This is a genomic window from Sporomusa malonica (assembly GCF_900176355.1).
In the GTDB taxonomy this organism is placed as follows: domain Bacteria; phylum Bacillota; class Negativicutes; order Sporomusales; family Sporomusaceae; genus Sporomusa; species Sporomusa malonica.
In genome coordinates this window covers 12930-37759 of sequence record NZ_FWXI01000003.1, presented here as the reverse complement: position 1 = coordinate 37759, position 24830 = coordinate 12930, and the positions used below count along the sequence as shown (strand labels likewise).

Here is a 24830-nt window from a genome sequence, read left to right as displayed (position 1 = left end):
AATGGGTAGCGACCCGTATAACCTATGGATAAAAGATAAACAATATAGTGTAAAAATAATAGTGAAATCTTAAGGAGGCAATAAGCCTATGGACAGAAATATAGCTGGCCTTATCGGTGGCGTGATTGGCGGGGTGGCCAAATTGGTACTGGATCAGCTAACGTTTGCCAGTGGAATTTCGAGTGTAGATACAATAGGCACAGTTTCTAATTTATTATCTGTTCAATCCGGTATAGGGTGGTTTATTTACGCTATAGCTACTGGGTTTGCCGGATGGCTTGCAGCTAGGCTGATATCTCAAGAACACTTAGTTTACTATTTTTCATCAGGGTCCATCTTAGGTATAGTTCTCTGGGTACTTATGAATATTTTCTTTATTGTGTCAGGAGTAGCTACTCCTACTTGGTTAATGGGGACAGGAAGTTTTGTTATAAACTTAATTTCCCATCTGGTACTCGGCATAGTAATTGCTTACACTATTTCGAACGCGAAAATAGACATTGCGAGATAGCTAGGAAGCTGTTCAAAAGTCAATATCTGAATAAAATCAAACCAGTTTTTGCGCCCCAATGCGAAAGGTTCGTATGGCATTTTCAGCCCGGTTGTTCGAAATTTCGGTTCGCCCGTCAAGATAGACATTTATCAGCCATTTGCGCTGTTCTAGGGCATATTTCATAGCTTTTCCCACTGCGGTCTTCGGCAGAACACGGCGTTTGAAGCCACCTGCTTGAAGCCGTTCCATCCGCATCAGTCGGGGAATTGGATGCCCTACTACCGTGGGGCGAAGCTGTTCCGGAAAAATGCCGAATGCCGATGAAAAAGGGGTCTGTTTGAGATGCCAAAGAATACCGCCACTGAATTTATGATGACCTTTGTCCAGTCATATCTGAAGGGTGAACGCAGTCGACTGGATTTCAACCTTGATTTCAATCATTATCTGATAAAGCACTATGCAAAAATGGAAAGAGAAAATCGTGATCTGGCTGAATGCTTCAACTTTTACCTTGCTGAAGAAGGATTCGACCAGACGGAAGGTCTGTCAAATGATCAGCACAAGAAGCTAATTCAAAAGCAGCTTAATGAATTTAAGTCCGCTTTACGAGATGGATTTTTCTGAGATACATGGCTAACCATATCTCAAAAGAATCCATCTCGTTCTTTTCTTATTATGTTAGCATGTCTGAAGTTATTGAATAATAGGTGATGAAAGGTTTGTCGCTTACTTTGGGACAACCCCGTTCAATGTTTCTTAAACTGCACACAATTGAGTTTAGTACACTTGGTAAGATTGTCGGGCAGTACTGTCTAACCTCGAAAAATTTCACGAGATTTTCATAGGCTATTCATAAGATATTCATTTGGGTTTGTTATACTTAAATCAAATCAGAACCACTGATAAATTAGATAAACAAAATATAAGGAGGCCTTCTAAAATGATGATGAATCAAGGTATGGGTGGCATGAATCAAGGCATGAGCCAGGGGATGAATGGTATGGGGCAAGGCATGGGCGTTATGAATCAAGGCGTAGATGCGTATGGCCAAATGGGTAACATGGCTATGTATAACCACGGTAACATGGCGAATATGACTAACATGGCAAGCATGCCGGGTATGATGCCTGGTTCAGGGTTTGAAAGCTTACTTGGCAGCTTAGCCGGTATAGCTATTACATTACTCTTCTGGGCACTTTTCATTGGCGGTTCGGTATTTTTGGCTAGAGGACTGTGGGAGGTGTTTAAGACTAAGAAGGCTGCAACGCAAGCTCCCATCATAGTAGCTAAACAGGTAGAGGTTATGGACAACTAGATTATCTATAAAAAGCAGTTAGCGTGTGCTGACTGTTTTTTATTTGTAGGCTAGTTACGCTTTAAGTATATTATGAACTATCATACAAATAGCTAATATAGTGTGTTTTGAGTGTTTAGTGATTTGTGATAGGTTATACAGTTTGGAGGAATTAATTTTGGCAATATGGCAAAGAAATGATGCAGTACGCGAACGGGCGAGGGAGATTGCCGGTGTTTTTATTAAAAGCGGGTTTGGTTTTCTGGTAAAAGATTTGGGCCTGCGTCGGTTTATGGCCTTTGGTGTGCTCAGTGGTGCAGGGGATTTAGAAAAAACGCTAAAGAGCGAAGAGTTTCGCTGTCTGGTGCAAAGATTGCCGGGAATGCTGGAAGAACTTGGCCCAACATTTATCAAGTTAGGGCAATTTTTAAGCAGTCGCCCGGATCTTGTTCCTGATTTTGTTACCGATGCCCTGAAAAGCCTACAAGAACAAGTAACACCAGTTGCTTTTGAGCGAATTGAACAGTTGGTTGCCGAAAATTTGCCAGAGTATAAAAATATTTTTACTTACATAGACCCCCAGCCGCTTGGGGTGGCCTCAATTGCCCAGACTCATGCCGCTACTTTGGCTGACAGGCGCAAGGTAGTGTTAAAGGTTCGCAAGCCAGAGGTTATCAACAAGATTGAATTGGATTTGAGGGTAATGCAAAAAATAGTTACCTTTTTAGCAAAACAGCCAGAAGTCAACAACCTAATGGATATAGAAAATAGCTTTGCTATTTTCGCCCATTCTCTCAAAAAAGAATTTGATTTATCGGTAGAGGCGGGAAATATCCAGTTGTTCCGCAATCTCTTAGCCGATGCCGGGTTGGCCCGCGCACCGAGGGTAGAATGGGAGTTAAGTAACGAGAATTTGCTGACTATGGAGTATATTGAGGGAATTAGTATTGAACAAGCGGCTGAAACTCAAAATCCTGCTGTCCGCAAGGAATTATCCAGGAAATTTCTGGACAGTTTTTTACGTCAAGTGATTTTATGCGGCGTATTTCACGGCGATCCCCATTCAGGTAATATTCGTCTTACTAAGGCGGGAGAAATAGTCTACCTTGATTTCGGTATTGTGGGGCGAATTGATTCGCGCATGACAGAGCGGTTAATTGAAAACTTCACCGCCATTCAAAATTCAGATGTAGATAAGTTGATGAATGTGGCACTAGAAATGGGCCATTCAACAGGGGAAACAAACTGGCAAAATTATTATGAAGATATGGCAGAGCTAATGTTTGTTTCCCAGAATATGTCTCAAGGCAATGTTGAAATAGGAAAGATGATTTTCGGCATGATGCATATTTCCCAAAAACATGGTATTCGCATGCCTGAGCGCCTGCTGTTATTAGGCAAGGCGTTTGCTCTCGCGGAAGGAAATGCTCGCAAAATCGATCCAGATGTTAACTTTCTGGAGATAGCCCGTCCTATTATTGCGACCTTCCTCCAAAGCAATGTCTTGCCCCAGGTGAGTGAAGCGGCCATGTTAGGAAATATACTGGATGTCAAAAAGAAGCTGCGAATACTCTTTAGTGAGCTACCCACATTCATTTCGGGTATGACAAGAGGGGAGAAGAAAATTCCTTTGTCGATCAGCGGTATGGAGTTTCTTGGCGATAAACTTGACAAGTCCATCAACCGTATTGCCTATAGTCTGATAATCTCCAGTATGCTATTAACTTCAGCCATTATGATGCACTCTGGCACAGGTCCGCTACAGGCTAAAATTCATTACACAGGTTATTATTTGTTAGTAGTCTCGCTGATTGGCACAGTATATATGTTCTTTAAAATATTCCGGCAAGTTAAGCATTAAATAATCAGGAATGGCAGAGCTGCAGGGAATTTCCTATAGAGTTCGGCAAAATCCTTAATGGAATTACCTTTAAGTCGTAAGCAGAAATAAGGGATATGAAATAAGAATATAGTGCTGCGACTGCCTGGCACATGGTGCTGGGCTTTTTACTTTCCTAAGCTGTGGAAGGCTTAATGCCGCCATTGACATAACAGCTGGATTTACAGTTCATGCTCGATTTTACCACATACTTCAGAAGCTATTCTCAAATGTAGATAAAGACAGGTAAAATAGCACAAGTTTTACACAATTCCTTCACAGGATATTCATATCAGCTAGGTATAATATGGATAAAGAACAACAAGGAGGTAATGAAAATGAAAAAGACTTTTATAACTGCAACTTTACTGATGAGCATGATGGTAGCGGGTGTGGCTTCGGCCAACGAGTTTCTCCCGGAAACTAACAAAATTAAATCAGACATCCAAACAGTGATGGTTAGTCTGGGCAGCACTAAGAATGGTCCCCAATATGTTACGGTCGACCTCAATCCTACTGGATATAACAAACAGGTAGTTGGCGGCCAAACCATTGAGGGCTGGATCAAAGACGGCGTAGCATATACCGCCATTGACGGAGTCACTGCTAAGGCGTATCGCATTAATGGGAACATTGAAACAGTCATGGTGAAGCAAGGCAGCAGTAAGAACGGTCCCCAATATGCCGTGATCGACCGTAATCCTACTGGATATAGCAAAAAGGTAATTGGTGGCCAAACCATTGAGGGCTGGATCAAAGACGGAGTAGCATACACCGCCGTTGACGGAGTCACAACTAAGGCGTATCGCATCAATAAGGACCTCGAAACAGTCATGGTGAGGCAGGGTAGCGGTAAAAACGGTCCTCAATATGCCGTGATCGACCATAATCCTACTGGATATAACAAACAGGTAGTTGCTGGACATACCATCGAGGGCTGGATTAAAGACGACGTAGTTTACACCGCAGTGGACGGAGTTATTGTAAAAAAGGGAACACAGTCGGCAGGGGTAAAGTAGTATAAGAAATAGTTGCTCTGCTTGGCAGGTTGAAAAGCAAGACAGGACAAACGTGTAAGGCGTTTGTCCTGTAATTATTTGGGTTTTGGTATTTTTCAGATCACCTCAACAAAGCGGGCGTAAGCCCGATTTTCTTCTACCTTGACAACGGTGTAGCGTTTGTTGGTGTCTGTGACCAGTTCATCACCTACGGTAGGAGGTACAGAGATTTGCATTAATGTTCCCCTGTTGTTTCCTCTAAGATAACGTAAGAAGTATAGCTCGGGGACTGGGGTGCCGGGTGGTTTTTGCTCCGGGGTGGCAGGTTGGCTTGTCACATAAAGCCAAGGCTTACGGCAAGCAATATTGCACCAATTGCTAATGTAGAACGAGGAATACAGAAAAAACGGCTGTTTTTCATGGCTTACGACTCCTGATTATTTTCGTTTTTTCCATGATCGGAAGATGTCACCAAACTCATATTTACCGAAACGGAGGAGTTTGGATTTGGCTTCTTTAAAACTGCCTGTACTAAGAAAAAGGAAAGCACCTGTACCCGCAACTAATGCGCCAATGATAAGGAGGGTATCTTGGCGTGGACCGGGATCATTGTTGGCAGCAATATCTGGTGATACCGAAGGTGTTGCTTGAGCAACCGGAGCTTGACCCGCTGGAGCCTGAGTGGTGGGTACAAGAAAAGAAGGGACTACATCAGCAAATAGAGCGGCGCTGCGGTCGGCGGCTTCCCGGTTATTGTACTGGGTGCCAATTTCAACAAGGATACTACGAGGGTTTAAGTCTTGGTTATAGCCGCCTTTAGCGATAAAGATACCACGTACTAACCCTTTGTATTTGTCATCAGCCGCTGCTTTAATGGTTTTAGCATAATTCATAGTGGTATTGATAGTTTGATTTTGGCGGCCAACGACTAATAATATTTTGGTTGCGTCCTGGCCGTTGACTTGAAAGTTATATATTTTGGCTGGCGCGCTGTCGCGATGGATATCAAATAGTGCGGCTGGCTGCTGTTGAAGGAGTTTCATTACAGTGCGCCGCGAGCGCTGATAAGCATTGGCGTCATGGGGGTCGTGAAGGGTTTTGTCATGATTGGTCTGATAGCCAAGTTCAGACAATCGTTTACTAAAGGCTTCTCCGACAAGCAGGATGCTACCGTCACCCTTGACGGTAGCTTTACCGTCGGTAGGAATATAGGATTCATCTGTGTGTGTATGATAGATACTCACCAGTTGACTTGCCGGCTGTGCGGGTGCTTGCACAGGTACAGTTTGCGGCCATAGGCTGCTAAAAGACTCCTCACGCACATATTCGGCTGTTGCAGTTGTACCTAGAACGGCAGTAACAACATAGACCCGGTTATCCTCATCAATAAATTCATCACCAGGATGGACGGCAAGGCCAGTTTGAAAGATAATTTTGCCCATTGTATCTGTGATTGTCACAAAACCGTCGTTTACTTCTGTGGCGCTATCAACTGGCGCTGCTACACTATTACTGGCGTTTAGTGACGCTAGTATCATCACGGAAACAATAGCAAATAAACGTAGAATTCGCATAAGTCACCTCGTGAACAGATAATTACTGGTAGCTTGACCTGGTTTTACAATTTATATGCCAAAGTATATTAAGCCAGATAAAGAAAGACTTAGCTTCAGGTGGGGTTTTAACCCCATCTGAAGTTTAGTCGACCTTATCCAGGGACTTAGACGCTCTTAACTCCCGCTTGTAGAAGCGGGAGTCTTAGAGCGACTTAGTCATCGGATAAAGAAAACACGGCTTGCGCCGAGCCTTAGCGAAAGCGGAAAGCCGCCTGTGCCCTTTGGGTAATGTTGCCTTATCCAGACGGAAAGTTATACTTTTTTACAGGACAATGAAAAACCTGTAAGGAAGATTCCCTACAGGTTTTTAAGGCTGGCTAGTCAATAAATTTTTGTACTACATAAACAGAGCCTTGGGGGCTATAGCGCACACCAATACCAACTTGTTTATATTTGGCATTAAGGATATTCGCTCTGTGGCCGGGGCTGTTCATGAAGGCTTGTTCGGCCGCAGTGACGTTACGGTTAATGGCTAAATTCTCGCCAGCATAGCCGAAGGAGATACCGGCGCTGCGCATCCGGTCAAAGGGAGACTTGCCGTCAGGATTGACGTGGGCAAAGAAGTTCCGGTCGATTTGGTCCTGCGCATGCTGCCGAGCGACTGCAGTTACCGCTAGGTTGAGTTTAAGCGGCGGCAGTCCGTTAGCGGCGCGATCAGCATTTAATAAATTAACGGCGAGTTGTTCGTCGGCAGTGACACCGCTAACCTGAGGTGCTTTTGGTGCAGAGGGTGTTGGATTAGTTGCTGGTGGGGACGCAGGCGCTGTGCCTTTCGCTGGGGCAGCACTATCGGCTTTGTCGCCTTGGTTGGTTAGGGCAGCGATGAGACCTATCGCCAATATTCCCCCGAGAATAGTATTTGTTGTTCCCGTGCTAGGCGCAGTGATTTCCAAAGCTTGCTCATCAGCGGCAGCCGCATGAGCGGTGGCCCAGGCTCCCCCCCATGATGTTGTAACAAGAGATAGAGTCAGGAGACTTAAGGTTAATGTTTTACATAGTTTGCGTTTGAACATTAGGTTCCTGCTTTCTAGTTTTAGCTAAAGTCAAACGGTATTCTTTTTTTACCGTATATCAGGATATTCGCCACAACCAAGCCAATATCCTTTGGTAAGGTTCGCCAAAACGGTGCACCAGGCAAAAGAGGCCTTGTCGAATTTAGGCGAATTTAGTTATAATGCACTAGGAAGGAGGTGACATTAGGTCCATTAAATACGCCGAATCCTGGACAGGTACGGAGGACCCTTTCATTTGGGGTGAAGCGCAGTAGCGCAGGGCTAAGCCTGGCCCTAACCCGGCAGCTAACTCCGGAGGCGACGAGAGGCGGTTCGAATTTGATAAAAGGCTCATGGAAAAAAGCAGCAAAAAAAGCATTATTGGTTGTACTTACGAGTGGGCTGCTGATGGGTAGTGCAGAAGCAGCTGCCCTCCGGTGGGGAGACAGTGGCTCTGATGTGGTTCTGTTGCAAGAGAGGCTGCAAAGCTTGGGATATAGCGTCGGCGGTGCCGACGGTGCCTTTGGTAGTCAAACCGAAGCGGCGGTCAAGGCCATCCAGGCTGACCGGGGCTTGGAAGCCGACGGTATCGTTGGTGAAGCTACCTGGAGTGCACTCAGGCTACCCGGTACGCCGGTAAGCCGAGGACGTGGTGACAGTATCGCCGTTAGCCGCATTTTGGCAACAGCCAAGCGTCAGCAAGGAGTTCCTTATCTATGGGGTGGCACCACCCCCAATGGGTTTGACTGCTCGGGCTTTACCCAATATGTATTTGGTCTGAACGGCATTTCCTTGCCAAGGACGGCCGATGTTCAGTTTGGAGTAGGGCTGCCGGTCACAAGAAGTCAACTGCAGCCAGGCGACTTGGTCTTTTTCAGCACTTATGAGCCTGGCCCGTCACATAATGGTATTTACCTTGGCGACGGCAAGTTTATTAGCGCATCATCCAGTCGTGGTATAGCCATTGACCGTCTTGACAGCTCGTACTGGGGCCCGCGGTATATTGGTGCCCGGCGGGTTTTGCGGTAAGAAGTTTTTATATTCTAGTGAGATGCCCCAAGCTTTCATTCAAAAGCTTGGGGCGTTTTATTTAGAAAAGGCCAGTAGTGTAAGAAGAAGAGCATAAACAAAGTGAGTGGAAGTGCCTGTTGGCAAATTTATCGAAAGGCAAACATAGTTTATTGCAAAAATAATTAATTTGGGAATCGTAATACTAAACCATAGGGATATTTACCCACTATCCGGGTTTTTGAGGGAACCAGAGTGAATTTTGCAATAGATTAGGCCCTGGTGAAAAAAGAGAGCAGAGGTGGTAAGGATGCAAAACAAGTTCGTGAGGGGTTATCTGGCAGGGACAATCGCTGGGGTTGTAATGGCTGTGCTAAATTTGATATCCTATACACTCGGTATCGCCAAGGTTAGATATCTCGATATAGCAGCAATAGTGGTATGGGGTGACTTTCCGGAATCGATGCGGGAAGAAATCTTCGCGCAGGTACTTCAAATAGCGGTTGCAGGTCTGCTGGGTATTGTATTTGTGTATTTGCTCCCAAAATTAAAATACAGTTATCCGCTAATTTCAGGCTCTACCTATGGGGCGGCAGTCTGGGTTATAATCCACACCTTAGGTACAATTTTTCATATACCCATGTTGGAACACGCTACGCCGGAATCAAATTTATCACACCTTTTCACCGCAATGACATATGGTCTAGTTCTCACTGTGGTACTTGCTCGGTTAGATTGCTATGCCGAGAGCTGTAAGCACTAGAATCCGTTCAAGCTTCTCTTTGACACTATTTGCATTGGCAACCGATCTGCGATCCTTAACCTTGCTATGTTAGGAAGCCTCGTGTTAGTATCCACAGTTGGCGTTGCGGAATGAAAACTCAGGTAACACTATTGTTGTATTGCTTTGTTACGTGGAAGGGTACTTAAATGCCCCAAGCTTTCATTTGCGAAAGCTTGGGGCATTTATAATTAGAAGCTGGTTAAGTAAGAAACCTAGGGCACAGGCAAGGGGAATTGTCTCTTGCGTTATTAGTTAGCCACCATGATGTGCAGCGTGATTATTCATGCCAAGGGAAGTATTTTGCAAAGAAACTTGACTTTGTCCTCTAGATAAGACTTCTTTCCATTCATTCAGCACTTTTTCTGAAATCTTCCAAGTTATTGTACTCGTGTTGCGGAAAGAAACTTGTAGCGAAACGTTTTTGGCGTTTTGGATGTTAGCTATTTGCTCTTGGTTAAATTCGTAGCGACCAAGGCTACTGGTTTGTGTTCTGTAGTTTGTAGGATTCCGGTATGTAGCCATGAGTTTCAAATCAGAAGCCACTCCATCAGTAACCAGTTGTGTTTTATCAGAAAACAAATAATCCCTGGAGTCGGTTTTGGTCAGCGTAAGAGTGGGTAAGGTTTTGTCATTTGTGTATTGTACTTTCATCGAACTCCACGGACCGATATTAGTTATTTGGCTAACGTAGGTAGTATTAGAAGAATTGACCTTTGTGCTGATGGAAGCATCTGCAGCAAGCGGTAATAAGAGCAACGAAGAAACTAGAATCCCTGCTATCTTTTTCATTGTGAAGCCTCCCTTAGATATATGTATGAAGTATATTTCCATGGGCTAATTATAACGAACTATTATGAAGTTATCATGAATAACCTGTGAAGAAATTGTGTTTTTTGGGAGTACAACAGAACACACTTCATAAAGATAACATAATTTATTCATAGGAAATTCATGGGATATTCATAATAACTTGGTATTATGAATACATCGCCTGGGAAATTCCACAGTTCCCTGAGGGTAAATGCCAGTGAAGAAGAGAGTGAAGCTTTCATTAGCATCAAGGGGGGCTAACCCAAGGTGAATGTAAACATGCATTCCGCAAGTCGGAAACAAGTCTAATAGCGTAAAACGTAAGACTTGAGTTTACACATTATTAATCAAATTAACTGGAGGAATACAAATGAAAAAGAAGTTGTTAAAGACTGCTATTTGCACCGCTCTGACGGTGGCTTTCGCTGTACCGGCGTTCGCGAATCCCTTTGCCGATGTTCCCACAAAGCACTGGGCTTACGATGCCGTAAATAAACTAGCTGCTACCGGTATTGTCAGCGGCTATGGCGATGGAACCTTCAAAGGGGACAAGACGCTTACTCGTTATGAGATGGCGCAAATCGTGGCCAGCGCAATGGGTAAAGTTTCTACCGTTGACCAAAAAGTAATTGTGGATAAATTAGCAAGTGAATTTGCTACTGAACTTAACAGCCTGGGAGTTAAAGTTGACGGTATCCAAAAACAATTGGACAATCAAATCAAATTCAGTGGCGAAGCGCGCGTTCAATATGACAATAACACCGAAGATACGTCCTATCGTTTCCGTCTCGGTGCAACAGGCAAAATTAATGAGGATACCAAGTTAAATGCCCGTTTAACCACAGCTGACGCTGATGGAATAGACAAGACTTCTCTTGATAATTTTGGTTCTCCCAGCATTGACCGGTTTAACATAGAAACTAAGCTAGGAGCTGTTGACACTGTTTTAGGTAAACAAGACCTTAAACTTGGCCAAGGTCTTCTGTATAACTCCTATGAAGTTGATGGCGCTGCGATTACGGGTGCCAAGGCAAAGTTAGGTGGTCTGACGGTAGCCTATGATAATAGCGGCGACACCAGCGTTCAGGCCGCAGAATATCAGAACCAACTCTTTGGAACCAACGTGGCGGCTGATTATCTCAAAATTGATAACATAGGTACGGCAAACGAGTATGCTGCCTTAAGCACAGATGTCAGCGTGTTCGGTAAAAAAGTGGGAGCAGAATATGTCCGTAATGTTTCGCAGAAAGCCAATGCCTACCGTGTCGGTACAGATATCTTAGGTGCGCGGGTAAGTTATATTAACTTTGATGCTAATGCCCTACCAGAACAATCGGGCTTTAACTTTGCCGGCACCACTTCTACCGGTTTTGGCAACAGTAGCCAGAAAGACAAAGGACTCCAAGTTACTTATGGCAGGGATTTGGCGAAGAACGTAAATCTTGAGCTTGATTATAAGAATCTGGACGTAGCTGGCAATCAAACCAAAGCTACTGTAAACGTTAAATTCTAAAAAGTAAAGAGGCTCCGGCAAACCGGAGCCTCTTTACTAATAAAGGTTTTTAACGTCAGTATTAAACGATGGACAAAATGGGTTATTCTTAGTGGGTAACAAGAATCCCTTTTACCTCGTGGTGTTTGGTGCTGCAATCATTATTGAGGAAGGGGATTTCTATGTTTGGTCTGGTACTTATCGCTATACTGGGTGTCATGGGCGGCGCTATCGCCTATATTGGTGACAAGATTGGTACTAAGGTGGGAAAAAAGAAGCTGTCTTTGTTTGGACTGCGGCCCAAATACACCTCGATTATCGTGGCTGTAACAACCGGGATTCTGATTACCGCATCTACCCTTATCATCCTAACCATTGTATCCTACGATGTGAGGACAGCCTTATTCGGTATGGAGAAACTGCGTACAGAACTGACAACGCTTTCTTCCGAGGTTGTCCAAAAGAACCAACAACTTGAAGCCAATCACCTTGTTTTACAATCAAAAGAAGAGGAATACAGCAATCTTGTAAACAAAATCAATTCCGTAACCATTCAGCTTTCCCATTCAAGAACAGAGTTGGCCAGCGCGCTTGAACAGCATGATCAAACAATGGCAGCACTGAGTAAAGGACAGGTGGATTTAGCGCAAGCCAAGTCGGATATTGCAGACCTTGAAGCAACCAAAGCAAAATTAGATACCCGTATTGCTGATTTGAGCAGGGTGCGAGACACTCTTAATAGTGATGTTGATAGACTATCGAAGACAACAGCTCAGCTGAGCTCTGGTATTAAATACCTGCGAGCTGAAACTGTGCTCTACAGAGCCAATGAGGTATTAGCTACCGCGGTTATAGACACCTCGGTTGGGCAAGTACAAAATCAATTGCTGCGTGTTATTTCTGAGACCAATCGGAAAGTTCTGCAGCAAATAGGAAAGCAGGATACAGAGACTGAAATGCTATGGATTAGTCAAGCCGACTTTCAGAATGCAACCAAGGCTTTGCAAAAGTCTGATAGCAGTATGGTAGTGCGGATTGTTGCCCACGAGAATACAGTAGGGGATGAAGCGGTCATTGCGTATCTGGAGGTTTATCCCAACAAACGAATCTTCGCTAAGGGCGAAACGATTGCTAAAACTACGATTAACGTACAAGAAAATAGAGGCGGTATAGAGCCGGTTGTATTACAGTTCTTACAGCAAGTGAACAGCATCGCCGTAGAAAAAGGTGTACTGTCTGATCCTCTGCAGGGTACAGTAGGCTCAATCAGTGGTACTGAACTATTCAATGTGGTAAACCAGCTTGAGAAGAAGGTGGGCATCGTGCAGTTACGCGCGGTTACCCTTGCAGATACTTCTGTGGCTGGTCCGTTAGAAATCAAGATTGTTATAGAACATCCATAAAAATACCATCTTAATGAGCGAACATACCGGTATCACGGTGGCACCCAGCGAGTTTATACGGTAAAGTTCAGCAAATGCCCTGCAATAGTGAAGTGCAGGGCATTTGTGTGTAAAAATTTCTCCGCACCGTTCACAACATCTTCGTAAATTGTTCATAAATTCTACATAACTATATGATATTCTAAGCTCAAAGGCCCCGGAGGAAGGGGTGACTAGGTTATTGTAACCACGTGCTATTTAGTAGAAGATATTGATGAAGGGGATGATGGATTTTGAAAAATTTTGTTACCCTTAAAGGCAAACTAATAATGTCTTTTGTTTTAGTGGGTGTTCTGCTTGTTGCTATGACTATGGGGCCGGCAATATATTTATTTTCTAGCACCATGCAAAAAATCAATGAAGATAGGGCTAAGCAAGGAATGGAAGGTCTATTTGCTATCCTGGAAGGCTATAAACGCGATGCAGTAAGCTATGGCTCTGTTTTGGCTGAAAATCCGGCTGTAATTGACGCGATTAACGCCAAAGATACTACCCAAGTGCTGGCGGTATTATCGCCGTTACTTCGTCAAGGTAAGCTTGATTTTGCCACCGTTACAGATACCAATGGTATTGTCATTGCACGCACTCATGCACCGGAGCTAAAAGGAGATAATATTAACGGTCAGACTCATGTCCGAAAAGCGCTGCAAGGCATTGCTTTTTCGGACATAGCAGCGGGAACTGAAAATAAGCTGGGTGTTAGCGCCGCAATCCCGATAAGAAAGGACGGGAGTGTTGTAGGGGTGCTGTCTGTCGGGTATGATATGAGCAAGAATGAGGCGGTTGACCAAGCGAAACGATTATTTGGTACAGAGGTGACCTTGTTCGCGGGGAATGTACGCAGTTCAACTACCATTATGCAAGATGGTCAACGGGTAGTGGGGACTAAGTTGAGTGAGACGATTAGCACCAAAGTCCTGCAGGAAAAGCAACAATACATTGGCGAAGCCGATATTCTCGGTACTAGGTACATAACCGCTTACAGGCCGTTGTTAGGGGCAGATAATAGCCCAATTGGGGTGGTTTTTGCCGGTCAAGCGGTATCTGAGGCAGCCCAAGCCCGGAATCAATTGATTTATACAATAACCGGTATAGCAATCGTTGCTTTGCTCGCTGCCAGCGGTTTGGCGCGAATGATCGCCAAACGCATAGCTGACCCGGTTAGGGAATTAGCTGATAGTGTAGAGAAGGTTGCCAATGGTGATCTTACAAGTACTGTAACTGTCAATACCAAGGATGAGGTAGGCGTATTGGCACAGGGCTACAATACTATGGTCAGCCAGCTCAAAAATTTGATTACCCGAGTCAATACGTTAACCCAATCTGTGGCGGCGTCGTCTGAGCAGCTTACAGCAAGCGCCGATCAATCGGCTCTAGCTGCCAGTCATATTGCGGCTACTATAGTAGATGTAGCGCAGGGCTCAGAACACCAGCTTGAAGCTGTAAAACGCACTATCACCGTAGTGGAAGAGATGGTAACCGGGATCCGGCATGCTGCAGCAAATGCTAAAAGTATTGCAACCTCGGCGGCGCAGACGGTTGCCGTGGCTGTAGAGGGGCGGAGAACGCTCGATACGGCTGTTAGCCAAATGATTAGTACCGAGAAGGTCGTTGCTGACTCGACCGCTAAGGTCAACAGACTAGGACAGCGCTCTGAGGAAGTTGGGCAAATTATTGGGACCATTTCCGCCATTGCCGGTCAAACCAATCTGCTCGCACTCAACGCAGCTATCGAAGCGGCTAGAGCTGGGGAGCAGGGCCGTGGTTTTGCCGTTGTGGCGGAAGAGGTACGAAGGTTAGCCGAACAATCGGCAGATGCTGCAAAACAGATTAGTTCCTTAATTATGAATATCCAACGCGAGACGTATGACGCGGTATCAGGTATGCAAGAAGGTTCCCGCCAGGTAGCAGCAGGCAGCCAGGTAGTAAGGCAAGCAGGCGAGTCTTTTGCAATAATCGTTTCACAAGTCGAGAAGGTTACAAAAGAGATTGGTGACATTTCAACCGCAATTCACCAAATGACGACAGGTAGTCAGCAAATCGTCGCGGCTGTCCATGATATAGAGGTCATAAGTACAAGGGCTGCAGATAAAACACAAGAGGTGTCGGGTGCTACCCAAGAGCAATCGGCAGCAATGCAAGAGGTGGCTGCTGCAAGCCAAGCGCTGGCGGGGATGGCAGAAGAGCTGCATACAGCAATGGCAGAATTTAAAATATAGACATTTATCTTTACTAGATATATCCAGGTGGTTATTATATGTGATTAGTTGTCTTGCTGCCGGTAGGCGAGTATTTTCAACTTTAGTCCAATTAAAATATAGACCGTTCCCAGCAACCATAATGTTGTTGATTGACTCACGGCTGTCGCTCCTCTCCTGTTTTCCCCAGTATATGCTGCTTAACGCAAAAATTGCCACAGAGACAAGTGGCGCCAGGCAACATGGACATACAGAAAGGCATCGGTTGTATCATTAATAATACAACTGAAAAGGTTATGCGCAAGGTTAAGGTAGGTAAAATTCCCAATGGAATTATGTTTAAGCAGTAAATAGAAATACCACTGGTGGATGAAAAATATCCTGTAAGGAAATTTCCCTACAGGATATTTTTTTTGACCATTCCCTCAGATGAAGTTATTGTACTATATCATAGTCTTCATTGCTCTTCAGGTGGAGCTGTTTCCTCTCGCCAAGTATCCGGATCCGGATGCATTGCCTGCTTTTTCTCTGGCTGTTCGTCAATTTTAAGTGCTTCTTCGATATCGGCTTGCGTAGTAAGGCCGATAATTTTTGGCGTACCTAGGATAAACCCATGCATGAACGGCGGCATGGGGGGCATACGTAGAGGTGGTTTAAGGTATTGCAGGTAATTCAGTACTACCGGGGGAGCGCAATCGGCTTCGACAAGCAGGAGCGGGGTATGCTTTCCCTGATGGGCCATAGCTGAGGCAGCGAGAATTAAGTCCCAGCGGGTAATGTTGCCGAACGTAAAAGCATCGCCTAACCCTTTACGATTCCGGTTCCAGCCAAGTTTTGTTGCCGGGTCGTAGTAGGTTGAAAACTCAACCGATGTTTCAAAGGGGTCCTCGCCAGCAATGCGCCGGACAGGTGGTTCTACGATAGAACTGATTTCTCGGGCAACACTATCGGACACCGAATGTTTACTGCCTACAATATACACGTTTTTATCAGCCATATCCTGTAAGGCTGTAGCTGTTGCCCGGGGGAGCCGGTCCTTATGAGTAAGTAGTATCGGCACACCGGAATGTGTCGCATAATAGGTTGCCAATATGCCTTCGTAGGGATTATCGGCGGACAAGATAAATAAGCTCACCGGGCCTTCGGGTGATTCGGGTGTTAGTTGTTCCCTTAATTTAGCCACTTTGACAGCAGTGGCAAAGACATTTTTTCCAGTGATGTGAAGCACGTCATATCCCATACTCTCGATTTCGCGAATGACTTGAGCGGCAAAAGGGCCAACAGCTATGATTGGCGGCACAGAGTTGGTACCGGGCGGGTCAAGGCGTTCTATTTCTTGGCGGGTAGGTGAAGCAAGCTCGTTAACTGGCGTAAACAATAAATTGCCCATAATGGGGTCATGAACCAAGCTGGTCGCAGCAAAGGCGTAAGGAAAATGTTCATCTGGTACCAGTATGATCACCTTAGGAGCTTTCTCCATATCTGGCTTAGGCCACTGCATGCGTGATACGGTAACCGACAGGTCAACGGCCGTATCGTAAGGAATGCGCGTTGTATCCACTGTATTTAAGGGAAACATTCTGAAACTCACCTCGTCCTGATGTATTCGCTAGCTGGAATTGTTTCTGAATATATTTTATGCAAGATGAGTAGTAGTTGCCTTACAATGTTGCTCAGAAAATAAGCAAAAGGAGTCTCAGCAAGACTCCTTTTTAGACACTAATTATAAAAAAGATTTTCATCCTGAAGATAACAGTATCAGGAGAAATTGCGCCTTTACCCTCCATATTTTAGCCTCCATACTGTTATTTACATTAGATTCCTACATTTCCTTCACGAGAATCGCACAATGTCTTGGTATAGTATTCGTAGTACCTTATATCAACCATTGAAGGAGACGCAAACAATGATGAATAAAATAAATCGTGAAATAGTAGTTAAACTCGCCGCTGTCGTGATGCTGGCGGTTCTGATTGTGGGCGCTTACCTGGCTAAACCGGATTTGTTTGCGACTATCTGGTTTTTGGCAACAAGCGGCGATATAAACGGTACAATTGAATATCTGCGTTCCTTCGGGGCGTGGGCCGTTGTCATTAGTATTGTTATCGATATAATCATAAATATGGTAGGGTTTCTGCCTTCCATTTTCATATCTACTGCCAACGGGATAGTCTTCGGCATTGGACCAGGTATTGTGATTTCCTGGTTTGCCGAGACTGTTGGTGTAATTTTAAGTTTTATTTTAATGCGAACGGTGCTGCGCAGCTCGGCGGAGGAACTAATCAAGAAGAGCAATATGCTGCAGAAAATCGATGAGTTTAGCGGTGCCAGCGGTTTTAAAATGATGCTCTTTGCCCGGACATTACCCTATTTCCCTTCCGGAATTATTACCGCCTTAGGCGCAGTGAGCCGTATATCACTGAAGGATTATATTATGGCTAACTTTCTTGGCAAGTTGCCTTCAACCGCGTTAGAAGTGGTGGTGGGCTATGATGTTGTAAACTATCAGGAAAATCTGTTGCGTCTTACCCTGGTTGTTGTTGGGGTAACATTTACCTATGGTCTGTTATGGTGGTATAACAAACGCAGACTGGTAAATGGTCAACCTAACTAAATTGGATACGGGGCGGGAATTGTTGCCTTCTGGCAACAACTCCCGCTTTAGTTTACCGGAGTAAGAATAGCAAGCTTGTGATATTTGTTTAGCCGACCCCATTGATGGATGCCTAAGTCCTGGTCAAAATCAATCAGTCGAATATGCCAGCGGCCGTTATTAAATACATGCAGGCTTTTTGGACGGTAATATACAAGAGTTATCGTTTTAGCGTGCGCCAGTTTAGTGATATGTGATTCAAAATTATAGAACTTTTCGCGGGAAAAGGGGTTATAGAGATAAAAGACGGTTCCGTCCTGGGGGAGATTCTTAATAGCATCACCAGGCAAGATGGTAACATTAGCCCAAGCGCCGAACTGCTCAGCCGTTTCTTGCGCCACAACTGGGTCAAGTTCAAGGCCATAAATTTTATTGGTATATCCCTGGCTGAGCCAGTAGTTAATGACGCGTCCTTTACCGCAGCCGACATCAACCAATACGTCATGTGGCGTGATAGTCACTTGGTTAAAAATGATCGACATGGCCGAGTATTCAGTATGATATACATCATTTGCACCAAGGTGCTTATAGGCGGTAGGTAGATGTCCTGTCAGCAGGCGACCGCTGTACTTTAGGTCAAGTATGGCGTCTTGTAGTGATGATTTTATTCCATCCCAGCCAGCATAGCCGAGATACTTAATGGTTTTTCCCAGTCCTTCGGCTTGTATTCTGCGTGCTAATCGGTCAAGTATGTTCATAGGCTACACTCCCCGTTGTAGGGTCAAATCGGTATTGGTTATATGGTAGCCTGTACTTTATAATTTATGTAAGGGGTAGTGCAATCTAAAGGAGTTTTCCTGATCGGTATGCTCTGAAACCTGGAAATTAATATACAAAAACACCATTTTATTCATAAATAATTCACATTCTTTTGTTATACTGAAGCCAAAACCATCATATCGGGAGGTTAATAAAATGAATATCATTATTGAGCCTGATGCCCGCAATTATATAATGAAAAATAATAAGGATAAGGCCATCACCGTTACCGTTGCCAAACGACCAGGCAGTGTCTGAAAGGGCGGCCGCGAGGCGCAGCTCCCGTCCGTGCGACTGGGAATTGATCCAGGAAAGGTTCAAAACTATCCGAAGGTTGTAGTAGATGATATAGACGTGTACTACCTCGAAAGTGTGGCAACAAGCTTTAAAACTGTTAGAGTAAAAATAGAAAAGCTGCTGTTTTTTAAAAAGCTAATTGCTGTCAGTGAAAGATAGGGGAGAGACAGTTTTTATAGTAAATCGCATAAAAGTTTTAATTAATTTTATTAAAAGCAAGAAGATGCAGTGTAGAAAGGTATGCATTGAGATGGACTGTAAGTTTTAATTTGATTATTGACAATAAAACTACACCATGTTATTATGTGAATCACAAATTAAATACCAAGCTGATTGGAATGACCAAAGGCTAAGGGTTTCTTCTGTAAAGGAAGAAATACTTTGGCCTTTTTATTTTTACCTGAGGGAGGTAGATGGTACGCGGGGAGAGCTGAAAAATTACCTTTGGGATACATAAATTTAAAAGGAGTGTGACTAAGGTGGCAACCAGAACTCATATAGATACATGGTATAAAAAAGAAGATTACTGGGCCATTATTATCGCTTTAGGACTTATAGTGGTCAGTACCACAGCATTTTTGGGTGGGGCGACAAAATTACTTCCGGCTATGGCAATCAACGTCCCCGGGTGGTCTGGAGACTTTGGCAAGATTGTTGAGTATTTTTCTAAAAATCTAGTAGGTGTGGCATACTTATTCGGTTTTTTTGCTGTAGTTTTTACCGGCGCAGGCAGGGTATTGGGTTACAAAACAGGTAATTATCTATCAAGTTTTTCAGCACTTTTTCTGCTATCGATCATTGTAACCGTACTCGGCTCAAATAAGTTTTTCAAAGAATGGCAGTTGGAAACGCCGCTGTTGGCTTTGTTAGTTGGTATGATTATCAGCAACACCGTTAAACTGCCGCAGTGGTTTCAGGCCGGTCTTAGAACTGAGTTTTATGTCAAAACAGGTATTGTCCTTATGGGTGCTACCTTACCGTTTACCGTCATTATGCAGGCAGGCCCCTTGGCAATTATGCAAGCAACAATTGTCGCGGTGGTAACTTTTGCCACAATTTACTTTGCTGCTACCCGTTTATTTGGTCTTGACCAACGTTTTGGCGCTACGCTAGCTGCTGGCGGTTCAATCTGCGGGGTATCAGCGTCAATTGCCATTGGTGGTGCATGTCGGGCAGAAAAGGAACATGTTTCCGTCTCGATTTCCATGGTTATCATTTGGGCGGTGGCAATGATTTTCTTACTGCCGACGATGGCAAAGTCGCTGGGCCTAGCACCAGGACCGGCCGGTGCCTGGATTGGGACTTCAGAATTTGCGGATGCGGCAGGGTTTGCAGCCGCTGAGGCCATGGGGGATGAACGGGCTGTTAAGACCTTCACCTTGATGAAAGTTGTTGGACGAGACATGTTTGTTGGTATTTGGGCATTACTAGTAGCTTTCTTATCAGTAACACGCTGGGAAAACAAGACTGCCGCAGAAGCCAGCCGAGTTAGCTTCAAAGAGATTTGGCAGCGGTTTCCCAAATTCATTATTGGCTTTTTTGCCGCTTCCATTTTCACTACATTTGTGATTGCCTATCTTGACCCTAAAATTGGTGCTAGCTTTACCAAAGAAGTTATCGGACCGGTCAAGTCACTGCGGGGTTGGACCTTTACCTGGACCTTCCTATGCATCGGGCTTACTACCAGACTGAAAGATTTGACTTCGTTCGGCTGGAAGCCTTTGGCCGCTTTTGCTATAGGTGTACTTATTAATGTTCCACTGGGATATGTACTGTCTAATGTTTTATTTGTAGATTACTGGTTGGGGATTAAGTAATGGTTGATTACACAACACGAGTGATTATTAGTCTTAAAGATATGGAACAATTAAAAAAACAAATAGTTGGTACTGCTCCTACGCCTGAAGACTTACGTAGTTACGGTAAGACGATTGCGATGGCAACAGATCGGATAGCTGGTATGATTGAGGTATTGTCTGCTAACGGCTTCCGGGTTACCGCGAAAAAAGACTACATCTATGCTGATTCAGAAACAGTTGAAGCCGCAGCAGCCAGACGTCTGTTGGCCGAGCATGGTTTTGCTGATAGAGAGTATCAAATATACCTTGAATATCGTAGGCAGTGGGGCGTAATGTAGCAGACTCCCCGCTAACGGTGTGAGCGGTAGTAAAAATAGAAAAACAGGGCAATAGCAGCATGCTGTTATTACCCTATTTCTATTTTTGCTTTCTCTAAAACTAGCCCCCAATAGATAAAAACCGTAGGAAAGCCCCTATTCTATAAATAACCTTTAGCGTTTAAGCATATAACGGCGGATAATGGCCAGGTTTTGAAAAACACGCAGACCAAACGCCAGTAGAGCTACATAATAGAGGTCAATGCCGATACGCTCGCCAATGTAGACTAAGACAGCTGCCATGAGAGCATTGGTAAAGAATCCGGTGATAAAGACAACATTATCAAAATGACTGCTCAGTACGGCCCGCAGTCCGCCAAACACCGAATCCAGCGAGGCTAAGAGTGCAATCGACATGAATTTGGCGTATTGTGCAGGAACCGTTATGGGAAAGGCCATACCTATGCCAAGGCCAATAAGTAGTCCTGTCAGTGGCAACCACATCACTTACCAGCCTCCTTCATGGGGTGTGCATGTTGAAACTGAAAGCCGCCAGTGTAGGCCGGAATTTGTACATCAGGTTTCTGGGAAACAGTAATCTTAATTCCCCAGAAAGACAAAGTTTCGATAACCCCGCCTCGCATCTTTAGCGAATTCTCCAGCGTTGCCGGGTCTCCGATTGCTCTTATCTCAAAGGGGGCAGCAAAGGGCGTGCCATTGACTGACATGGATTGTCCATTTTGGCGAATTCCCGAACCCGTAATCAGTCGCTGATTATTGATGGCAATGGCTTCGGCGCCTCCTGCCCTCAGTTCGTTTAATATTTTCAGCATGTCCTCAGCCCTGATGAAATATAGGTCAGAGCTTCTATTATCTGTGGTTGGTTTGCGGTCTTCCTCTATAGCAACAACAATGCCGGGACCTACCAGTGGTATTGTACCCGCTCCCATGGAAATACGCTGAATTTCTTTATAAGACGCGTTGCCGCCAGTGGTCTGTAATTCCCGTACTTGAGATTGCAGGCTGTCTCTTTCCTTTTCGGCAGAACTTAACCGCAATGTTAAATCCTCTGCTCGTTGATTTTGTAGAGAATAACGGAAGTCTTGCTGGCTCCTAAATTGCACTGCCAGCATGATACCTAAAACAACACATACCAAACTAATGGCAGCTTGGCCTTTTTTCACTAACATAAAACCACCTCTAAAATAGTATACTGCGTAGCTTGATAGTAAGTGTATAACAAACATTGCCGCTATTATGCGTATAGGCTATATAGTAACAGAAAACAAATGGACAGTAAATTACACAAGTTCATAAGTTCTTCATATTTTTATGATAAACTTGTTATAAGAATATCTGCAATACAAACTCGATACTATCGGAACATCCGGAAAGGGGGATTTATTATGGTATCTAAAAAAACGGTTGCACTCAGTCTTCTGGCAGCATCTGCCGCCATTGCTTTTTCCTTCAGCACCTTTACAGGCCAGGCCGCCAACATCAAGTTGGACATGAAAGAGGTTAACTGGGAGATAAAGCCGGGATTGACTACTAAGGTTTGGAGTTATGGCGGGACTGTACCAGGAACACCTATTATCGTTAAAAAGGGTGAGACAGTCAACGTTTCCGGTGTGAATAATTTGCCTTCAACAACAACCATTCACTGGCACGGCCTGGTGATACCAAACGACCAGGATGGCCCGGGAAAAACCATCAAACCGGGTGAAAAGTACGCCTACTCCTTTAAAGTCAACGAATCCGGTACCTATTGGTATCATTCCCACTATCGCCCTGTACTCGACCAGGTTGACAATGGACTATATGCGCCTATTATCGTCAAGGCACCGGAAGACGATAAATACAGCGGCGATCATATTTATGTCTTAGATGACTGGTACCTTGACGCAAACGGCAATCGCCTCCAAGGAACAGCCAGAGGCGACATGGAGCGGTTCGGTAATATAGAAACAGTCAACGGCAAATCAGGTTCAGCGATTGAACCATTATTCATGAAGAAAGGCGAACTCCACAAACTACGGTTTATTAACGCGTCGACTGCTGCCGTTCACACCATAAAAATAGCAGGTCATCGCTTCCGCGTTACCCATACTGATGGACATCCTCTGCCCCAGCCGTACGAGACGGACGTACTGACCTTATCGCCTGGCGAGCGCCTTGATGCTGAAGTGGCAGCAGTCGGTGATGTAGGGCAATCCTATACAATGGAAAGCGAGCGCAGTGAACTAGGGATCAAAATCCCCATACAATACCAACAAGGGCAAGTCGCCACTGTGGCATCACCTTTTGTCGCGCCCCAACCGAAAGGGTTTGCCGGCATTGAGAACCGCACACCTGACTTTAAGCTTGATCTAAATTCAGTGATGGACATGCCGTCTCATGGTGCTAATCCTGCGCCTGCCGCTTCAGCGGGCGGTCATGCCGGACACGGAGCACCGGCTCCGAGTATGACCAATGAGATGCAGATGCAGGGCGGCATGCGTTGGACCATTAACGGCAAATCGTACCCTGATGTTGCCGCGTTACAGGTTAAGCTTGGACAAATTGTGAAGGTTCGGATTGTCAACAATGACATCAGCACAGCTGAAAAAATGGATCACCCCATACACATTCACGGCACTGAATTCCAGATTGTATCCCAAAACGGTAAAGCTCCCGAACGGGAAACGTGGAAAGATACCGTTAATGTACCTGCCGGCGAGTATGTAGATATCGCCTTTACAATGACTAACCCTGGCACTTGGATGCTCCACTGCCACATTCTCGATCACGAAGATGGTGGCATGATGACTACTGTTGTAGCTAAATAGGGTAGAGAATCGTTATTTAAATTAAGATATATAGGAAATGGGATATTCAATGCCAGCACTGGCACGAATATCCCATTTTTGTTTTCCTCTTTTACGAAATGTTCTGCTCAACTCATAAATCCAGAGAGAACCCATATAATAATGGTATATATTGGAATGTGGGGGAGTACTGGATATGAGCATCATGCAAACATCTCTTCAAATAGGTGATATGCAGTGCCGGTCGTGTGAGAAACGAATTGAGCAGGCGCTGCAGCAGGTCGGCGGCGTAATATACGTAAAGGCCAGTTACACAGCAGGAAACGTGCGGGTGAAATTCGATACTGCGCAGTGCACATCCATGACAATCAAACAGGCCATTCATGGTTCAGGATACACCATCGGTGTGCCTGTGCCCTCAAAAGCTAGCGTTAAAGATATGATAGGTATGTTGCTGGTTTTTCTGTTAATCCTGTTCCTGGGGCAGTTCGGGACCGGTTTTAATACGAATAGTCAATTACCAGGCCAAGTGACATATCTCCTGCTTTTTGCGGTAGGCATTTTAACTTCGCTTCATTGTGTTGGCATGTGTGGTGGCATTATGCTTTCGCAAAGTGTTACCGTATCTGGTGGTGGCACACTCTCCGCGTTAAAGCCGTCGCTGGCCTATAACGCAGGCAGGCTTACAGGGTACACACTGCTGGGTGGGATTGTTGGAGCGGTTGGTTCAGTAGTGTCGCTTTCGCTAGGTGTAATCGCTGGCATTAACCTATTTGCCGGGATATTTATGATACTGATGGGCTTAAACCTTGCTGGATTTAATTTTTTAAGAAAATACCTAAAACTACCGATGCCGTCTTTAACCTCTTCTCGCAACAAAACACCATACTGGGTAGGTGTAATAAACGGGTTAATGCCCTGTGGGCCACTGCAAACCATGCAACTATATGCATTAGGTACGGGAAGCGCTGCTGTAGGGGCCATGTCGATGTTTGTTTTTGCACTGGGCACCTTGCCGCTGATGCTTGCCTGTGGAACACTTACCAGCCTGTTTAGCAAAGATGCAACTGCCAGATTGTTACGTTTGAGCGGCGTGTTTGTCATAGTACTAGGTATAGTCATGACCAATCGTGGTCTGGCATTGGTGGGGGTTAATACGGTTCCCGTGTAGTAGCGAGAGGTAAAACCCGTT

The 24830-nt window shown here is 44.8% G+C and carries 23 protein-coding genes, 1 pseudogene and 1 riboswitch; of the genes and pseudogenes, 16 read left to right on the top strand and 8 right to left on the bottom strand.

All coding sequences use genetic code 11. The features are described from left to right. The first annotated feature begins 88 nt into the window (after positions 1 to 88). Complete coding sequence (locus B9A22_RS03825; RefSeq protein ID WP_084574397.1) at positions 89 to 511, top strand: hypothetical protein; 423 nt, start codon at positions 89 to 91, stop codon at positions 509 to 511. Between the two features lie 41 nt (positions 512 to 552). On the opposite strand, the pseudogene B9A22_RS25975 reads toward B9A22_RS03825, so the two are convergent. Beyond that, positions 553 to 688: pseudogene (locus B9A22_RS25975) on the bottom strand (IS66 family transposase); the annotation flags it as partial. A gap of 147 nt (positions 689 to 835) precedes the next feature. Between B9A22_RS25975 and B9A22_RS03815 the strand changes: the two are divergent. The 4 genes from B9A22_RS03815 (at position 836) to B9A22_RS03800 (ending at position 4685) form a co-directional block, all read left to right on the top strand. Next, positions 836 to 1117: a hypothetical protein gene (locus B9A22_RS03815; RefSeq protein ID WP_084574395.1), complete on the top strand. Its 282-nt coding sequence runs from the start codon at positions 836 to 838 to the stop codon at positions 1115 to 1117. 316 nt (positions 1118 to 1433) lie between these two features. Continuing rightward, entirely contained in the window at positions 1434 to 1808 is a 375-nt protein-coding gene (locus B9A22_RS03810) for a hypothetical protein (RefSeq protein ID WP_084574394.1), read from the top strand. 157 nt (positions 1809 to 1965) lie between these two features. Next, positions 1966 to 3648, top strand: coding sequence for an ABC1 kinase family protein (locus tag B9A22_RS03805; RefSeq protein ID WP_084574393.1), 1683 nt, complete (start codon positions 1966 to 1968; stop codon positions 3646 to 3648). Between the two features lie 356 nt (positions 3649 to 4004). Further along, entirely contained in the window at positions 4005 to 4685 is a 681-nt protein-coding gene (locus B9A22_RS03800) for a hypothetical protein (RefSeq protein WP_084574392.1), read from the top strand. A 416-nt stretch (positions 4686 to 5101) separates the two neighbouring features. Here B9A22_RS03800 and spoIIP read toward each other — a convergent pair whose 3' ends face one another. Both spoIIP and B9A22_RS03790 read right to left on the bottom strand, forming a co-directional pair. After that, positions 5102 to 6238 carry a stage II sporulation protein P gene (spoIIP, locus tag B9A22_RS03795; protein WP_084574391.1) on the bottom strand — a complete coding sequence of 379 codons (1137 nt, stop codon included), beginning with the start codon at positions 6236 to 6238 and terminating at the stop codon, positions 5102 to 5104. Between the two features lie 359 nt (positions 6239 to 6597). Next, the gene (locus B9A22_RS03790) at positions 6598 to 7293 is read right to left on the bottom strand and encodes a CAP domain-containing protein (RefSeq protein WP_084574390.1); all 696 of its coding nucleotides are present in this window, start codon (positions 7291 to 7293) and stop codon (positions 6598 to 6600) included. Between the two features lie 189 nt (positions 7294 to 7482). Then, positions 7483 to 7608: riboswitch (cyclic di-AMP (ydaO/yuaA leader) on the top strand. A gap of 72 nt (positions 7609 to 7680) precedes the next feature. On the opposite strand from B9A22_RS03790, the gene B9A22_RS03785 reads away from it, so the two are divergent. Together B9A22_RS03785 and B9A22_RS03780 are read left to right on the top strand one after the other, a co-directional pair. After that, on the top strand, positions 7681 to 8301 hold the full coding sequence (locus tag B9A22_RS03785) for a C40 family peptidase (protein ID WP_084574650.1): 621 nt from the start codon (positions 7681 to 7683) through the stop codon (positions 8299 to 8301). A 289-nt stretch (positions 8302 to 8590) separates the two neighbouring features. Beyond that, positions 8591 to 9043 (top strand): hypothetical protein, encoded by a 453-nt coding sequence (locus B9A22_RS03780; protein ID WP_084574389.1) that lies wholly within the window; start codon positions 8591 to 8593, stop codon positions 9041 to 9043. A gap of 273 nt (positions 9044 to 9316) precedes the next feature. Here the strand turns inward: B9A22_RS03780 and B9A22_RS03775 are convergent, their stop codons facing one another. After that, a complete protein-coding gene (locus tag B9A22_RS03775; protein WP_084574388.1) occupies positions 9317 to 9853 on the bottom strand; it encodes a hypothetical protein in 537 nt (178 codons plus the stop codon). 391 nt (positions 9854 to 10244) lie between these two features. On the opposite strand from B9A22_RS03775, the gene B9A22_RS03770 reads away from it, so the two are divergent. The 3 genes from B9A22_RS03770 (at position 10245) to B9A22_RS03760 (ending at position 15027) form a co-directional block, all read left to right on the top strand. Further along, a complete protein-coding gene (locus B9A22_RS03770; RefSeq protein ID WP_084574387.1) occupies positions 10245 to 11387 on the top strand; it encodes an S-layer homology domain-containing protein in 1143 nt (380 codons plus the stop codon). 161 nt (positions 11388 to 11548) lie between these two features. Beyond that, positions 11549 to 12769, top strand: a complete 1221-nt coding sequence (locus B9A22_RS03765) for a DUF3084 domain-containing protein (RefSeq protein WP_084574386.1) — start codon at positions 11549 to 11551, stop codon at positions 12767 to 12769. A 272-nt stretch (positions 12770 to 13041) separates the two neighbouring features. Continuing rightward, a complete protein-coding gene (locus tag B9A22_RS03760) occupies positions 13042 to 15027 on the top strand; it encodes a methyl-accepting chemotaxis protein (protein ID WP_084574385.1) in 1986 nt (661 codons plus the stop codon). A 436-nt stretch (positions 15028 to 15463) separates the two neighbouring features. On the opposite strand, the gene B9A22_RS03755 is transcribed toward B9A22_RS03760, so the two are convergent. Continuing rightward, positions 15464 to 16585, bottom strand: coding sequence for a cell wall-binding repeat-containing protein (locus B9A22_RS03755; RefSeq protein WP_084574384.1), 1122 nt, complete (start codon positions 16583 to 16585; stop codon positions 15464 to 15466). Positions 16586 to 16912: 327 nt separating this feature from the next. Between B9A22_RS03755 and B9A22_RS03750 the strand changes: the two genes are divergently transcribed. Further along, positions 16913 to 17620 (top strand): TVP38/TMEM64 family protein, encoded by a 708-nt coding sequence (locus tag B9A22_RS03750; RefSeq protein ID WP_084574383.1) that lies wholly within the window; start codon positions 16913 to 16915, stop codon positions 17618 to 17620. Between the two features lie 47 nt (positions 17621 to 17667). Here the strand turns inward: B9A22_RS03750 and B9A22_RS03745 are convergent, their stop codons facing one another. Beyond that, positions 17668 to 18357 carry a class I SAM-dependent methyltransferase gene (locus B9A22_RS03745; protein WP_084574382.1) on the bottom strand — a complete coding sequence of 230 codons (690 nt, stop codon included), beginning with the start codon at positions 18355 to 18357 and terminating at the stop codon, positions 17668 to 17670. Between the two features lie 349 nt (positions 18358 to 18706). Between B9A22_RS03745 and B9A22_RS25225 the strand changes: the two genes are divergently transcribed. The 3 genes from B9A22_RS25225 (at position 18707) to B9A22_RS03735 (ending at position 20852) form a co-directional block, all read left to right on the top strand. Beyond that, positions 18707 to 18874, top strand: a complete 168-nt coding sequence (locus B9A22_RS25225; RefSeq protein ID WP_176215378.1) for a hypothetical protein — start codon at positions 18707 to 18709, stop codon at positions 18872 to 18874. Positions 18875 to 19194: 320 nt separating this feature from the next. Further along, the gene (locus B9A22_RS03740) at positions 19195 to 20532 is read left to right on the top strand and encodes a YeiH family protein (RefSeq protein ID WP_139796154.1); all 1338 of its coding nucleotides are present in this window, start codon (positions 19195 to 19197) and stop codon (positions 20530 to 20532) included. After that, positions 20532 to 20852: a hypothetical protein gene (locus B9A22_RS03735; protein WP_084574380.1), complete on the top strand. Its 321-nt coding sequence runs from the start codon at positions 20532 to 20534 to the stop codon at positions 20850 to 20852. Before B9A22_RS03740 ends, B9A22_RS03735 begins: the two co-directional genes overlap by 1 nt. 153 nt (positions 20853 to 21005) lie before the next feature. Here B9A22_RS03735 and B9A22_RS03730 read toward each other — a convergent pair whose 3' ends face one another. Together B9A22_RS03730 and B9A22_RS03725 are read right to left on the bottom strand one after the other, a co-directional pair. Beyond that, the gene (locus tag B9A22_RS03730) at positions 21006 to 21335 is read right to left on the bottom strand and encodes a small basic family protein (RefSeq protein WP_084574379.1); all 330 of its coding nucleotides are present in this window, start codon (positions 21333 to 21335) and stop codon (positions 21006 to 21008) included. After that, on the bottom strand, positions 21335 to 22021 hold the full coding sequence (locus tag B9A22_RS03725) for a DUF881 domain-containing protein (RefSeq protein ID WP_084574378.1): 687 nt from the start codon (positions 22019 to 22021) through the stop codon (positions 21335 to 21337). The genes B9A22_RS03730 and B9A22_RS03725 overlap by 1 nt, the downstream gene beginning before the upstream one ends. Before the next feature lie 216 nt (positions 22022 to 22237). Between B9A22_RS03725 and B9A22_RS03720 the strand changes: the two genes are divergently transcribed. Continuing rightward, the gene (locus B9A22_RS03720; protein WP_176215377.1) at positions 22238 to 23659 is read left to right on the top strand and encodes a multicopper oxidase family protein; all 1422 of its coding nucleotides are present in this window, start codon (positions 22238 to 22240) and stop codon (positions 23657 to 23659) included. Between the two features lie 175 nt (positions 23660 to 23834). Continuing rightward, positions 23835 to 24809: an urease accessory protein UreH domain-containing protein gene (locus B9A22_RS03715; protein WP_084574376.1), complete on the top strand. Its 975-nt coding sequence runs from the start codon at positions 23835 to 23837 to the stop codon at positions 24807 to 24809. Positions 24810 to 24830: the final 21 nt, after the last annotated feature.